Below are 13,972 nucleotides of genomic sequence, written 5' to 3'. Positions count from 1 at the left end.
GCGAGTTCGGCGAACCCGCCGGGGTTCGCCGCGGGGAGACGGCATGAGCGAGCGGATCACGCGCTACAACCCGGCGCGGGTGTACGAGCTGGTAGGCACCGTGCCCGCCGCGGACCCGGCCCGGGTCGACGCCGTGGTGCTGGCCGCCGACACGGCGCAGCGGGACTGGGCGCGGGTCGAGGTCGCCGACCGGGTGGCCGCGCTGCGGGACGCCGCCGACGCGGTCGAGCCGCACCTGCCGACGCTGGCCGAGCTGCTGGCCCGCGAGTCGGGCAAGGTGCTGGCCGACTGCCGCGGCGAGCTGGGCTTCGCGCTGACCTTCCTGCGCTGGGTGGCCGAGCACGCCCCGCGGGTGCTCGCGGACACGGCCTTGGACGACGCGGCGGGTCGGCTGCTGCTGCGCCGCCGCCCGTACGGCGTGGTCGCGGCGATCACCCCGTGGAACGCGCCGATCATCCTGTCCTTCCTGAAGATCGCCCCGGCGCTGGCCGCGGGCAACACGGTCGTGGTGAAGCCGTCGCCGCTCGCCCCGCTGGCGATCGACCGCACGGTGCGGCTGCTGGCGTCGGCACTGCCGACCGCGGTGCTGCAGGTGCTGCACGGCGACGCGGCGGCGGGCGCGGCCCTGGTCGGTCACGCGCTGGTCGGCAAGGTCGCGTTCACCGGCGGCGCGGCCACCGCCCGGGTGGTCGCCGCGGCGGCCGCGGCGCAGACCACGCCGACGGTGCTGGAGCTGGGCGGCAACGATCCGGTGCTGCTGCTCGACGACGCCGACCTGTCCCCCGAGCCGATGCGGCGGCTGGTCATGGCCTCGTTCGCGACCAGCGGGCAGGTGTGCATGGCCGCGAAACGGCTGTACGTGCCCGAGACCCGGCACGACGAGTTCGTGGCCGCGTACCGGGCGGCCGCCGCCGAGGTGCTGTGCCTGGGTGATCCGCTCGCCGCCGGGGTCAGCATGGGCCCGGTGGTGACCGCCGAGGCCGCGGCGCGGATCACGGGGCTGGTCGAGGACGCTGTGGCGCGCGGCGGCCGGGCGCTGCCGGTGGGCCGTGTCGATCCGGGCGCCGACCTGCGGGCCGGGCACTTCGTCACGCCGACGCTGGTGACCGGCGTGCCCGAGGACGCGCCGCTGGTCGCGCAGGAGCAGTTCGGGCCGACCGTGCCGGTGCTGTCCTACCGCGACGAGGCCGGCCTGATCGCTCGCGCCAACGCCGGTGAGCTGGGGTTGGGCGCGTCGGTGTGGTCGGCCGACGAGGAGCGGGCGTTCGCGGTGGCGCGGCGGCTGGAGGCCGGGTTCGTGTTCGTCAACACGCACAACCGCACCGGCATGTCCCTGCGCGCGCCGTTCGGCGGCGTGAAGCGCTCCGGGTACGGCCGCGAGTACGGCGAGGAGGGCATCGCCGAGTACGCGCAGACGTGTGTCGTGCACGCGCCGGCCGCGTTCCGGGCGGGCGGCGCGGGCGCGGCGGCGAACGCGTACCCGGCGTCGTGATCCGTCGTGTGACCCGCATCGGTGGGCCGAGCCGGGTGCCGCCTACGCTGCCGGTGTGACGAGCGTGCTGATCCTGCCCGGCTTCGAGAACTCCGGCCCGGCGCACTGGCAGACCCGGTGGGAGCAGGAGCTGGGGTGCCGGCGGGTCGAGCAGGCCGACTGGTTCCACCCGCTGGTCGGCGACTGGGTCGAGGCGCTGGCCGCCGCCGTGGCGGCCGCATCCGCCCCGGTGACGCTGGTGGCGCACAGCCTGGGCTGCGTGACGGTCGCGCACTGGGTCGCCCGCGGCGGCGACACCGCCAAGGTGCGCGGCGCACTGCTGGTCGCACCCGCCGATGTGGACACCGCCGAGGTGCCTGAGCTGGTGAACTTCCGCCCCGTGCCGCTCGTGCCGCTGCCGTTCCCGAGCATCGTCGTCGCCGGCGACGACGACCCGTGGGCGGCCCTGCCGCGTAGCGAGGCCTTCGCCGCGGCGTGGGGTTCCCGCCTGGTCGTGGTCCCCGGCGGCGGCCACCTCAACGCCGACTCCGGCCTCGGTTCCTGGCCCCAGGGCCAGTCCCTGCTCACCGAACTCCGCTGACCCGCGCCGCCCAGCCGAGCGCCGAGCGCCGAGCGCCGAGCGCCGAGCGCCGAGCGCCGATGATCGTCCGACTTGCCTGGCAATAGTGCGTATCTTGAGGGCGCATACGCCCAGGTGCCAGGCAAGTCGGATGACCTTGGTGCGTATGGCGACCCGGTCAGGGGGTGCGCCAGCGCCAGTTGAGTTCGGCGGGGGTGGGAGGCGGGCCGGGGAGGTCGGCGCGGTCGCGGCCGGCGGCGAGGCCGTCCAGGAGCAGGGCCAGGTGGCGGGCGCGTAGTTCGCGGGTGCGCGCGGGGTCGGGTACGCGTACCGCGGCGCAGCTCTCCAGCAGGAGCGTCACGTCGGCGAGTACGGCGTCGGGGCGCAGGCTGTTGTCGTCGAGCGCCCGCTGCACGAGCTGCGCCGCCAGCTCGCCGGCCTGGCGGGCGGTCGCGCCCATCTCGGGCGTCGGCGTGAACGTCCCGGCGAGGTGCACGGTCAGCGAGTGCACGTCGGCGTCGACGACCGCCGACAGGAACCCGGTCAGGCCGCGCCACGGGTCGGGTTCGACCAGCGCCGCCTGGGCCTGGGCGACGAACACCAGCAGCCCGTCGTGGCACAGCCTTCGCAGCAGCTCCTCCTTGCCGCTGTAGCGGCGGTAGAGCGCGCTGATGCCAACGCCCGCCCGTTCGGCCACGGCGGCGATGGGCGCCTTCGGATCGGCGAGGAACACCTCCCGGGCCGCGTCAAGGATCGCCGTGTCGTTGCGTGCCGCCTGCTGCTTGCGACCCGACATCGGGGCCGCGTCCGTCTCCGTCACCGGTTCAGATTAGCAGTGGAACGGATCGTTCCGCTCTGCTAAGCTGAAACGGAACGAGGCATTCCGTTCCGGAACTGCCGAGACGAAGGGCGGAGCCATGACCACGATCACCGGCACCAACGCGATCACCCTGCTCGCCGCCGCGCACACCGCGCTGCGTACCGCCGTGGCGGGCGTCCCGGCCGGCGGCTGGGACCTGCCGACGCCCTGCGAGCACTGGAACGTCACCCAGGTTCTGCAGCACGCGACCGGCGACCAGATCGGGTTCGCCGCCGCCATCACCGGCGGGCCGTGGCCGAGCGAGGACCCGTTCCAGCCCTCGGGCAGCATCGAAGGAGACGCGACCGCCCTGCTGGAGCAGGCCCTCAGCGCGTCGGCGGCCGCCTTCGCCACCGTGCCCGCCGACGCGGAGCAGGTCCCCGTACCACTGCCGCAGGGTCCGCTGCCGCTGTGGATCGCCGCCGGAGCCGCCGCGCTCGACGCCGCCGTGCACGCCTGGGACATCGCCGTCGCCACCGGCCGGCCGTCCCCGCTCACCGCACAGGACTCCCGGCAGCTGCTCACGGTCGCCCGGCAGATCGTCGAACCACTGCGCGCCTACGGGGCGTACGCCCCCGAACTGACCGTGGCCGGCGACACCGACCCGACCGCCGAACTGCTGGCGTACCTCGGCCGCCGCGCCGACTGGACACCGTCGGCCTGACCGCCCCTCACCTCGCGCTTCCTGCGAACGCGCGGCGCCCGCGAACAGCGGGGGCCGCGCGTTCGCGTCTTGCGAACGCGGCGGACAGCGGAGGCCGCGCGTCCGCAGGACCTTCACCGAGGCGCGGCCACCCCGGCCATCCCGATCCCGGGCACCCGCGATCGCCCGCTCCCACCAGGCGGGACGACCGCCCCATGATCGTCGGACTTGCCTGGCAAGTGGGCGAACGCGGCCTCAAGATACGCACAGGTGCCAGGCAAATCGAATGACCTTGGTGAGGGACGGGACCGCACCGAACCCTCGGCATCCTCGCGGGACGGCGCGGTCCCGGATCTCGCCCCGGGGCAGTGGTGCGGGTCAGTTGAGTTGCCAGATGGCGAGGTTGAGGGCGGTGGCGAAGGTGACCCAGAGCCAGTAGGGCACGAGCAGCCAGGCAGCGAGTGCCGAGATCCGGCGGAACAGCAATACGGTGACGCCGATGGCCAGCCACAACGCGACGATGTCGGCGAACGCCAGGCCACGTTGGCCCGCGCCGAAGAACAGCGGCGTCCAGACCGCGTTGAGGACCAGCTGCAGGGTGTACGCCCACATGGCCGGTCCCCAGCCGGCCCGCCGCCAGACCAGCCAGCCGGCCACCGCGATCATTGCGTAGAGCACCGTCCAGACCGGTCCGAACAGCCAGGACGGCGGTGCCCAGCCGGGCCGGGCCAGGGCCGTGTAGTCGTCGGCCGGCCGCGCCACTGCCAGCGAGCCGACCAGGGCCACCACGATCACCGCCGCGAAGAAGCCGGCCAGCGCCCACCACTGTGCCGCGGGACGCCGTGCCAGGTGAACTATCATGACTCCGCTATAGCCGACCCGCCCGGAAGGGAAACGGCGTTCCGTCCGGTTGCGTCGATTCGCGGCGGGCGGTGCACCCGCACGCCTGCCAGGATGGGCGGATGGCCCACGTCCTGCTGTTCCACTCCGTCATCGGGCTGCGCCCGGCCGTGCTGAGCGCCGCGGAGCGCCTGCGCGACGCCGGGCACACGGTGCTCACGCCCGACCTGTACGACGGGGTGGTGGTGGACACCGTGGACGAGGGCTTCGCGCTGCTCCGCGAGATCGGACCGGAGGTGGTGCAGGACCGCGCCCGGCAGGCGGCGGCACACCTGCCCGGGGGCGGGGTGCTGGCCGGACTGTCGATGGGCGCGAGCTTCGCGCAGGCCATCGCCGAGCACGAGCCGCGGGTGGGCGGCCTGCTCCTGCTGCACGGCACCGCGGGCACGCCGCGCCGTATGCCGTCGGGCCTGGACGCCCAGCTGCACATCGCCGAGCGCGACGAGTACGAGTCGGCCGACGCGATCATGTCGTGGGAGCTGGCCATGGCGCGGCTGGGGGCGCATCCGGAGGTGTTCACCTACGCGGGGGGGCATCTGTTCACCGACGACGCCTCGCCCGACTACGACGCCGCGTCCAGCGCGCTGGCCTGGGACCGCTGCCTGCGCTTCCTGGCCGCGCTGAGCTGAAGCGGGTCAGCTGCTGAAGTCGACGACGACCCGGGCGGCCAGCCGCGGGCGCAGCCACTGGGCCAGTTCCAGGTGCGCCGGGTGCTCCTGGTATCCGCGCAGGTCGTCCGCGTCCAGGTGGGTCGTGATCAGGCACAGGTGCGCCGAGACCGGGGTGTGCAGCTCGTCCAGGTTCGCCTGGAGCGTTCGGACCTGCGGAACAGCCCCGACCAGCCCTTCCAAAAGATCCTTCGCCTTGGCAGCATCGTCTGCGTCGGTGAACGTCATCAGCACCACGTGAGAAAGCATCACGACCTCCGGTCAACCACTGTTGCAAACGCCCCCGCGAGTGTAGTTTCGGGAAACAGCGTTTCGCTAGGGGAACCGGAGACACCACATGGCTCCAACACGGGTCGCCGCGGTGCAGCTCGCGGCGTCGCAGGACGTCGAGGCCAACCTCGCCGCCTGCCTGCGACTGATCGACGAGGCCGCGGCCCAGGGCGCGCAGCTGATCGTCCTGCCCGAGTTCTGCAACCACCTGTCCTACTACACCGACCGCGCCGAAGCGCACCGCATCGCCACCCGGCCCGGTGACCCGTTCCTGACCACGGTCGCCGAGCGCGCCCGCAAGCACCGGGTGTACGTGAAGATCAACGTCACCCACGCGCACCCGGACGGCCGCACCGGCGGCACCAACTTCATGTTCGGGCCGGACGGCACGGTGCTCGGCCAGTGCGACAAGCAGACGCTGATGGGCGCGGAGAACGACCACCTCGACCCGGCCGGCGAAGTCGGCCCGGTGCTGGACACCCCGCTCGGGCGGCTCGGCATGTACGCCTGCATGGAGGGCGTCATCAACGAGGTCGCCCGCGGCCTGGCCCTGCGCGGCGCGCAGGTGCTGCTCAACAGCCTCAACTCGTTCGCCACCGACGAGGCGAGCCTGCACATCCCGGTCCGCGCGGCCGAGAACAAGGTGTGGGTCGTCGCCGCGAACAAGGTCGGCCCACTGCTGCCCGAGGCGCACCTCCCCCGGCTGAGCGCCGCGCTCGGCGTGCCCGCCGAATGGCTGCACGGCGCGGGCGAGAGCCAGATCGTCGCCCCCGACGGCACGGTGGTCGCCAAGGGCCCGCGCACCGGCGAAGCCGTCGTCATCGCCGACATCGACCCGTCCCTGGCCGACGACAAGCGCCGCCCCGACGGCACCGACATCTTCGCCGCCCGCCGCCCCGAGCTCTACGCCCCCATCGCCGCCCCACCGCACGGCCGCCGCCACCCCGCCGGCGCGGCCACACTGCCCGTCGCGATCGTCCGCGGCGACACGGCGACCGTGGTACGCGAAACCGCCCGCGCCGCCGCTGCCGGCGCCCGCCTCATCGTCACCACCGAAACCGACCCCACCCTGCTCGCCGCCGCCCTCGACGGCACCAACGCCCACGCCGTCACCGCCACCCCGACCGGCCCGGTCCTCCTCGACGCCAACGGCGAGCTCGCCCGCCAACCCGTCCTCCACCCCCAAGATCCCGACGATCTTGCGCGAACTGGTGCCGATACGCCGGATTCACCCGTGTCGCCCCCACGGTCCACGCAAGGTCGTCCCAGCGAGGGGGGTGCGGTGCACATCGTGGAGTTGCCCTGGGGGCGGTTGGCGATGGTGGCGGGGACGGACTCGATCTTCCCGGAGGTGTTCCGGTTGGCGGCGCTCGCCGACGCCGATGTGGTGGCGGTGCCGTTCGAGGCCGGTGAGGCGTGGGAGTTGAGTCTCGGGCTGCCGGAGCGGGCGGCGGAGAACCGGCTCAACGTCATCGCGGTCGCGCCGGTGGAGCAGGACAGCGCGGTGTTCGCGTTGTCGCCGGACTTCACGTTGTGGACCGCTTGGCAGGGGCCGTTCACGGGGCGGATCAGCCATCCGGTGATCACGACCGTGCCTGCCGGACAGGTGTCCGGGCGGGCTGATGTCGCCCCTGCGCAGGCCGCCAACCGGCAGGTGTCGCGGCAGACCGACCTCGTCGACGGCCGCCCCTGGCGGCTCGTGCAAGCCCTCACAGAAAGGTAGACCGACCGTGGCCGAGACCCTGCGCCACGTCGAGGACATGGTGGACAACTCCCCTGTCGTCGACGTGCACGAGACCTTCCACCTGTACCAGGAACTGCTCGCCGAGCTGAAGGCGAAGATCGACGCCCGGTTCGAGCTGCACCGCGACGAGTCCACGCTGGAGCTGGAGTCGTACGGGCAGTACCCGGACGGCCCGGGCGGCTCGCTGGCCGCGTACAGCGGTCCCGAGGTCGACTGGATGGTGCACTCCTGGCTGGGCAACCCGTCGGCGAGCTTCGCCAACCTGCACCTGACCGTGTGGCTGGGCCCCCAGGTCAAGGTGCCGCACCTGGGCCTGGCCCTGCTGGTGTGGCCGGAGGGCTGGTTCTACCTCGACTCCGTCCCCCGGGTGAACCTGATGGAGGACGGCGAGTACTACGACAGCTACTACGCCCCGCTCGACGCCGACTGGCTGGCCCACCGCGCCGACCCCGAGTTCGAGTACTTCGTCAGCCGGGCGGGCTTCATCCGCGCCAGCCTGAGCCCGACGGCGTACTGCTACTCGTTCGGCCGCAGCGAGCGCAACCTCGACATCGTTCGCAAGCTGACGCATGAACACGTGGACCGGTGGCTGCGCTGGGTCGACGAGGCCCCGCCGGTGCCCGAGGAGGAGCGCGCCGCGCTGGCCGAGACGGATCTGCGCATCCGGCGCAACATCGCCGAGCGCGACCCGGCCAACGTGATGGGTGTGCGCTTCTTCGGCCAGGAGACCACGGACAAGCTGGTCCGCGGCCTGTGGGGCGGCGACCGGAAGTCGGCCCGGCCGTGACCACCGTGATCCGCTCCGTCTGGTGGGCCGCGACGATCCCGGGTCACGAGGCCCCGTTCGACACCGCGCACTTGCGCGTCTACTACCCGGCCCGGCCGGACGGCTCGGACCGGGAGCGGCTGTCCGGCGTGATGGCCGCCGACGCGGACGGTGCGCCGTACCCGGTGGCGGTGATCGTGTCCGGGGTGAACGTCGGCCAGGAGGCGTACCGCTGGCTCGCGGTGCGACTCGCCGAGCAGGGCATCGTCGCGGTGACGTACGACTGGGTGGGCACGCTGTTCGGGGGCCTGCACGGCATCACGCCGGGCGTGGACCTGGACGCGGCCCGGCCGGAGGGCTACGGCACGCGGCCCACCACGCCGTCGCTGCGGCCGGTGCTCGACGCCCTCGCCGCGATGACCGGGCCGGTCGCCGGACTGCTCGACCTGAACAAGGTCGCCCTGATCGGACACTCGGCGGGCGGCACCGTCGCGCTGCAGTCGGCGCGATTCGTGCCCGAGGTCAAGGCCGTCGCGACCTACGGGGCGCACACCATGGTCGCGACCATGCTGGGCTGGCCCGCGGGCACCGTGCTGCCGGCCCAGGCAGACTGCCCGGTGCTGCTGGTCGCGGGCACCAACGACGGGGTCATCAACGGTTCCGCCGACCGCTACGGCGAGGACGCGGCCACCCGCCGCGACCCGATCAGCCGCACCTTCGACGAGGCGCTGCCCGACCGGGGCGGCGACAACGCGCTGGTCCGGCTGGCCGGGGCGAACCACTTCGCGATCGTGCACCCGGTCGACCACACCGCCGCGCGGGCGTTCCTCGACCAGCCCGCCGACGGCGACCCGGCGGCCCACCGCGAACTGCTGGCCGACCTGCTCGGCACGTTCTGCCGGATGCATCTGACCGGCGACCAGGCGTCGTATACCGAATGGGACAAGCTCGCCGGTCACGACGGCGTCGCGTCCATCCAGCGGAGGTAAGCCATGTTGAAGAACTTCTGGTACGCGGTCGAGTTCTCCGACCGGGTGACCGTCAAGCCGGCCCGGGTCACCGTGCTCGGCCAGCACCTGGCCCTCTACCGCACGCCGAAGGGCCGCCCGGTGGCGCTGTCCGACCTGTGCGTGCACCGCGGCGCGGCGCTGTCCGGCGGCTGGACCAAGGACGGCTGCATCGTGTGCCCGTATCACGGCTGGGAGTACGACGCCGACGGCCAGTGCACGAAGATCCCGGCGAACCTGCCCGGCCGCGCCATCCCGAAGAAGGCCCGCGTCGACTCGTACCCGGTGGCCGAGAAGTACGGCTTCGTCTGGGTGTTCATGGGCGACCTGCCGGAGTCCGAGCGCCCGCCGATCCCGGTGTGGCCGGAGTTCGACGACCTGAAGGAGAACGGCGGCCGCTTCCGGGCGGTGACCGGCGAGTTCCTGTGGAAGGCCAACTACGAGCGCATCCTGGAGAACGGCTGCGACATCGCGCACGCGCCGTTCGTGCACGCGGGCGCGTTCGGCAACCCGGAGCGCCCCGAGGTCGCCGAGTACGAGCTGGAGACCCCCGACGAGTGGTCGGCGTTCGCGACGGTGGACCTGTACCCGCCACGGCCGAAGGGCATCTGGGCCGCGCTGAACCGCAACAAGGGCGACCTGAACAACCGGCCGCCGGTGCGCACCTCGGCCGGCTGGATGCTGCCCAACATGATCAAGCTGCACGTGCGGCTGCCGATCGGCGAGCTGATCATCTACGACACCAACATCCCGATCGACGAGACCACCACGCTGGTCAAGTGGGTCGCGCTGCGCACCTTCTTCACCGGCAAGTGGGCCGACAAGAACGCGATCAGCCGCACCTTGAAGATCTTCTACGAGGACGCGGAGGTCGTGAACAAGGTGCGGCCCGAGCTGCTGCCCTTCGACCTGGGCGCGGAGCTGCACATCAAGAGCGACCTGATCGCGGTGCACTACCGCCGCCGCCGCCAGGAGCTGGCCGAGAAGGGCTGGCTGCTGTCCGAGGAGGACAGCATCACCGGCGACGTGCCGCGCCGCACCGCGACCGTGATCGCGTCCCCGGCCCGCCGGGAGAACCCCGAGCTGGCCCGCGCCTGGGTGCACAAGGCCCGAGGCGAGCACCCGACCGTCCAGGCCGCCTGGGACGCGGCCGCGGCGGCCGAGTCCGAATCCACCCCTGAGGAGTGACCGTGAGCCTGCCCGCCGACCTGTGCGAGCGCACCCTGCAACGTATCCTCGCCCGCCACCCCGACCTGGTCGCGCAGGACACCCCGCTGGCCGAGCTGACCAGCCCGATGTCCCCGGCCCCGGTCGGCTCGGTGCGGATCTTCCGCGGCGGGGCCGTCGCCAAGGTCGTCTACGTCGGCCTGGTCGTCCCGATGATCCACCTGGACAGCCACATGATCTTCGCCTTCACCCCCGAGGACTCGGCCGTCCCGCACTTCACCCTCGACTCGGTGTACGGCGGCTCGTACCACGCCTTCCACCTGGACCTGATCCCCCGCGCCGACCTGGCCGTCAACCTGCCCTACCTGGACGCGGCCTTCCACCCGCTGACCCCGGTGTTCGAGGCCGCTTCGGCGACCGAGGGCCTGTCCCCGGCCGCGGTCGGCCCGCGCCAGCGCGCCGTCATGTCGCCGTGGATGCTGGTCAACCGGGCCACCGAGGAGGCCTTCGCGAGCATCGACGCGCACGTCAACGCGTACGCCGACCATTGGTCGACGCTGGTGGAGAAGGGCCTGCCCGCCCCGGACGGCGTCGACCTGGCGGCCCGGGACGCGGCGGTGCGCGCCAACATCTTCAGCCGCGACGTCGACCCGGTCTGGGCGCAGGTGTCCCGGCTGCTCGGCGACGCGACCACCGACGCGATCCGGGCCGAGCTGGTGGCCAATGGCTGAGCCCAGCGAGTGGCAGAAGCGCATCACCGGGGAGTGGCACGGCCGGCCGTCGCTGTTCGACGCCACCGGTACCTGGTGCGGCTACGAGGACATCCGGCGCTCGTCGGTCTTCGACAACGGCGTGACCACGTACTACATGGACGGCGGGCTCACCGGGGGCGGGCCGCTGGCCGGGCAGTTCCGGCTGGGCGCGCCGTTCGCGTTCGGGGTCAAGGACGCCGACGACGACCGGGTGTACACCGGGCCGGACTTCTACGGCACCGGCCAGCCCTACGGCTCGTTCGTCGACTCGCACTACTACGGCCCCGGCTGGCAGGTCGACCTGAACACCTGGAACCAGATCCTGCCCGACGGGCAGACCCAGGTGTACTCGTCTGTGCTCTACCAGGGCTGGTCGGTCGTCGGCTGTTTCAACGGCGTCTACACCCGCAGCACCGACCACGACGACAACCCCGCCACCCAGGCCCGGGTCACCGACTTCCTGGCGGCCGAGACGCGCCGCGGCCCGGTCCCGCACATCATGCCCACCAAACAATCGGGGGCGTACGCGGGCAGCTGCGAACTCTGGGGCGCCGACCAGAAGCCGCGCGGCACGGTCGACGTGCGCATCGCCCTCGAACCGGTCGACCTGCTGCACACCCGCCGCACCCTGACCTGGTCCGGGGCCCTGAACCGCAGCGCCACGGCCTCGGCCCGGCGCGACGGCAACCGGCTGTTCCACGAGGGCCCCGACGCCTGGGGCAACGCGGTCGCCTTCGGCCGGGCCGCCTTCGGCTCCCTGCACTTCACGGATGTCACCAAGGTGAAGTACCGCGAGTTCATGATCGACGCCGAGCCCGGCATGTCGGCGGGCAAGCGCCTCGCCGTCGTCTACGAAATCTTCCAGGGCAACCTGCTCGACAGCGTCCTGCACGGCCTCTTGGAGTGGGAGGACGCGGCATGACGAAGGTTGTGGTGGTAACCGGCGGGACCAGGGGCATCGGGCTCGGGCTGGTGCGGGAACTGGCCGCACGGGGTGCGCACGTCGTCTACTGCGGACGGTCCGTCGACTCGGTCAAGCGGGCCGGCGAGCAGGTTCCGGCGGCGTACGGCGTGGTCGCCGACGTCACCGATCGCGAAGCGGTGCGGCGACTGTGGGACGCGGCCGTCGAGCGGCACGGGCGGGTCGACATCTGGATCAACAACGCGGGCATGTCCCCGGCCCGGCGCAAGCTGTGGGAACTCGACCCCGAAGCGCTCGACGCGACCGTGGACCTGAACCTGCGCGGCCTGCTGCACGCCAGTGCCGTCGCGCTGGCCGGGATGCGGGCCCAGGGCGCGGGCGCGCTGTGGAACATGGAGGGTTTCGGCTCCAACGGCATGCGCCGCCCCGGGCTGACCGTGTACGGCGCGACCAAGCGGGCCGTCACCTACACCACGGACAGCCTCGCCAAGGAGGTGGACGGCACCGGGGTGACCGTGCACCACCTGTCCCCCGGCATGGTCGTCACCGACCTGCTGACGCACGACTACACCCCGGAAGAACTGGCGCAGGCGAAGAAGGTCTTCAACATCCTGGCGGACCGGGTGGAGACCGTCACCCCGTGGCTGGCCGAAAAGGTGCTGGCCGGGGCGAAGAACGGGGCCCGGGTGGCGTGGCTGACCCAGGGCAAGGCGTTCTGGCGGTTCCTGACCGCGTTCCGCAAGCGTGACGTGTTCGGGGAGGACGCGTGAACACCAACGACTACCCGGTGATCCTGGCGCTGGAGGACTACGTCCCCACGCTGCTGGCGCTGGGCGGGTTCTGGCTGCTCGGCGGGGCGTCCGCCACGATCGACCGGCGGGCCGCCGCGGCCGGGCGCGTCGGCGGCGTGCTGATCGGGCTGGGCGGGGTCGCCAAGTCCACCTGGAAGCTCATCCTGTCCTCGTTCGGCCACGACCTGCGCTGGCTGGAGCAGTCGCTGTTCCCGCTGATGGCGGCAGGTGCGCTGCTGGTGCTGTGGTCGCTGCACACGACCCTGCGCGGGCGGCGCGCGCCGTGGTGGCCGTACGCCCTGGTGGGTGTGGGGGTCGCGGGGGCCGCGCTCGCGCTGGGCAGCGTGCAACCTGCGTTCGTCGCGGCCACCACCGGTGTCACGCTGATCAGCGTGCTCGGCGCGGTGCTGGCCGGACGCCGCCGGGCCTGGGTCGCGGTCGTGCTCTTCGTGCTCGGCATCGTCGCCGTCACCTCGCTGGTGCCGCTGCGCAACCACCCCGAGCACGAGACGCTGGCCTTCCAGTGGCTGGAGCAGGGCACCAACACCCTCGCCCAGGCCGTCTTCCTGACCGCCGCCCTGCTCACCGTCCGCGCGGCCCGCGCCGCCGGCCTTCGTCCTGTGGAGGTGCCCGTATGACCGACGCACTGGGGTGGCGGCGCAAGTTCGGGGTGATCGCGCCGTCGACGAACACGATCGTCGAGCCGGACTTCTACTCGATGACGGTGCCGGGAGTGACCGCGCACTTCTCGCGGATCCACATCCGCAACCAGGACCTGTCCGACGACGCGAACTTCGAGCACCTGCTGGTGCAGATCCGCGACGAGATCGGAGCCGCCTGCGAGCGGGTGCTGACCTGCGAGCCCGACTACATGGTCATGGGCATGTCGGCGGAGACGTTCTGGGGCGGGGTCGAGGGCAACCGCGAGTTCGTCCGCCAGATCAAGGCGATCACCGGGTTGGAGGTCGCCACCGGGGCGGAGGCCTGCGAGCGGGCCTTGAAGATCTACGGGGCGCGGCGCATCGGCGTGGTCACGCCGTACCAGCCGGTCGGCGACCAGAACGTGGTGAAGTTCTTCAGCGAGATCGGGTTCGAGGTCACCGCGATCGAGGGTCTGAAGTGCCCGACCGCGGTCGCGATCGCACACGTGACCGAGGACGAGCTGCGCGAGGCGATCCGCAAGGTCGACGGCCCGGACGTCGACGCGATCGTGCAGTGCGGCACGAACCTGTCGATGGTGCGGCTGGCCGACGAGGCCGAACGCTGGCTGGGCAAGCCGGTCATCGCGATCAACGCCGCGACCTGGTGGATGGCGTTGCGCGACAACGGCATCGACGACAAGGTCCACGGCGCCGGCTCCCTGCTCCGCGACCACTGACCCGCTCCGCCTTGCGATCGACGTTGGCCTATTACATCGACTCCGAGGCACGAA

General features: G+C 72.4%; 16 protein-coding genes. 13 read left to right on the top strand and 3 right to left on the bottom strand.

What is annotated here, in order from left to right; genetic code table 11:
• Nucleotides 1-43 precede the first annotated feature (43 nt).
• Both AB0B66_RS17790 and AB0B66_RS17785 read left to right on the top strand, forming a co-directional pair.
• A complete protein-coding gene (locus AB0B66_RS17790; RefSeq protein ID WP_360530330.1) occupies nt 44-1,492 on the top strand; it encodes an aldehyde dehydrogenase family protein in 1,449 nt (482 codons plus the stop codon).
• Nucleotides 1,493-1,547: 55 nt separating this feature from the next.
• Complete coding sequence (locus AB0B66_RS17785; RefSeq protein WP_360530327.1) at nt 1,548-2,072, top strand: alpha/beta hydrolase; 525 nt, start codon at nt 1,548-1,550, stop codon at nt 2,070-2,072.
• Nucleotides 2,073-2,229: 157 nt separating this feature from the next.
• On the opposite strand, the gene AB0B66_RS17780 is transcribed toward AB0B66_RS17785, so the two are convergent.
• Nucleotides 2,230-2,871: a helix-turn-helix domain-containing protein gene (locus AB0B66_RS17780; RefSeq protein ID WP_360530325.1), complete on the bottom strand. Its 642-nt coding sequence runs from the start codon at nt 2,869-2,871 to the stop codon at nt 2,230-2,232.
• 97 nt (nt 2,872-2,968) lie between these two features.
• Between AB0B66_RS17780 and AB0B66_RS17775 the strand changes: the two genes are divergently transcribed.
• On the top strand, nt 2,969-3,574 hold the full coding sequence (locus tag AB0B66_RS17775; RefSeq protein ID WP_360530322.1) for a TIGR03086 family metal-binding protein: 606 nt from the start codon (nt 2,969-2,971) through the stop codon (nt 3,572-3,574).
• A 357-nt stretch (nt 3,575-3,931) separates the two neighbouring features.
• Here the strand turns inward: AB0B66_RS17775 and AB0B66_RS17770 are convergent, their stop codons facing one another.
• Entirely contained in the window at nt 3,932-4,414 is a 483-nt protein-coding gene (locus AB0B66_RS17770) for a TspO/MBR family protein (RefSeq protein WP_360530319.1), read from the bottom strand.
• A 101-nt stretch (nt 4,415-4,515) separates the two neighbouring features.
• Between AB0B66_RS17770 and AB0B66_RS17765 the strand changes: the two genes are divergently transcribed.
• Nucleotides 4,516-5,082, top strand: coding sequence for a dienelactone hydrolase family protein (locus tag AB0B66_RS17765; protein WP_360530316.1), 567 nt, complete (start codon nt 4,516-4,518; stop codon nt 5,080-5,082).
• A gap of 6 nt (nt 5,083-5,088) precedes the next feature.
• Here the strand turns inward: AB0B66_RS17765 and AB0B66_RS17760 are convergent, their stop codons facing one another.
• Nucleotides 5,089-5,370 (bottom strand): Dabb family protein, encoded by a 282-nt coding sequence (locus tag AB0B66_RS17760; RefSeq protein ID WP_360530313.1) that lies wholly within the window; start codon nt 5,368-5,370, stop codon nt 5,089-5,091.
• Between the two features lie 88 nt (nt 5,371-5,458).
• Between AB0B66_RS17760 and AB0B66_RS17755 the strand changes: the two genes are divergently transcribed.
• The 9 genes from AB0B66_RS17755 to AB0B66_RS17715 are packed head-to-tail and all read left to right on the top strand — an operon-like array spanning nt 5,459 to nt 13,918.
• Nucleotides 5,459-7,114 (top strand): carbon-nitrogen hydrolase family protein, encoded by a 1,656-nt coding sequence (locus AB0B66_RS17755; protein WP_360530310.1) that lies wholly within the window; start codon nt 5,459-5,461, stop codon nt 7,112-7,114.
• A 7-nt stretch (nt 7,115-7,121) separates the two neighbouring features.
• Complete coding sequence (locus tag AB0B66_RS17750) at nt 7,122-7,922, top strand: oxidoreductase (RefSeq protein ID WP_360530307.1); 801 nt, start codon at nt 7,122-7,124, stop codon at nt 7,920-7,922.
• A complete protein-coding gene (locus tag AB0B66_RS17745) occupies nt 7,919-8,890 on the top strand; it encodes a dienelactone hydrolase family protein (RefSeq protein WP_360530304.1) in 972 nt (323 codons plus the stop codon). Before AB0B66_RS17750 ends, AB0B66_RS17745 begins: the two co-directional genes overlap by 4 nt.
• A gap of 3 nt (nt 8,891-8,893) precedes the next feature.
• On the top strand, nt 8,894-10,096 hold the full coding sequence (locus AB0B66_RS17740; protein ID WP_360530301.1) for an aromatic ring-hydroxylating dioxygenase subunit alpha: 1,203 nt from the start codon (nt 8,894-8,896) through the stop codon (nt 10,094-10,096).
• Between the two features lie 2 nt (nt 10,097-10,098).
• A complete protein-coding gene (locus AB0B66_RS17735) occupies nt 10,099-10,806 on the top strand; it encodes a hypothetical protein (RefSeq protein ID WP_360530299.1) in 708 nt (235 codons plus the stop codon).
• Nucleotides 10,799-11,749 (top strand): hypothetical protein, encoded by a 951-nt coding sequence (locus tag AB0B66_RS17730; RefSeq protein ID WP_360530296.1) that lies wholly within the window; start codon nt 10,799-10,801, stop codon nt 11,747-11,749. Before AB0B66_RS17735 ends, AB0B66_RS17730 begins: the two co-directional genes overlap by 8 nt.
• The gene (locus tag AB0B66_RS17725) at nt 11,746-12,519 is read left to right on the top strand and encodes an SDR family oxidoreductase (RefSeq protein ID WP_360530293.1); all 774 of its coding nucleotides are present in this window, start codon (nt 11,746-11,748) and stop codon (nt 12,517-12,519) included. Before AB0B66_RS17730 ends, AB0B66_RS17725 begins: the two co-directional genes overlap by 4 nt.
• Nucleotides 12,516-13,178, top strand: coding sequence for a hypothetical protein (locus tag AB0B66_RS17720; protein WP_360530290.1), 663 nt, complete (start codon nt 12,516-12,518; stop codon nt 13,176-13,178). Before AB0B66_RS17725 ends, AB0B66_RS17720 begins: the two co-directional genes overlap by 4 nt.
• Nucleotides 13,175-13,918 (top strand): arylmalonate decarboxylase, encoded by a 744-nt coding sequence (locus tag AB0B66_RS17715; RefSeq protein ID WP_360530288.1) that lies wholly within the window; start codon nt 13,175-13,177, stop codon nt 13,916-13,918. Before AB0B66_RS17720 ends, AB0B66_RS17715 begins: the two co-directional genes overlap by 4 nt.
• Nucleotides 13,919-13,972: the final 54 nt, after the last annotated feature.

Origin of the sequence: Catellatospora sp. NPDC049111 (genome assembly GCF_040648615.1) — a bacterium.
In the GTDB taxonomy this organism is placed as follows: Bacteria; Actinomycetota; Actinomycetes; order Mycobacteriales; family Micromonosporaceae; genus Catellatospora; species Catellatospora aurea.
This window is presented reverse-complemented; position numbering and strand designations above follow the sequence as displayed.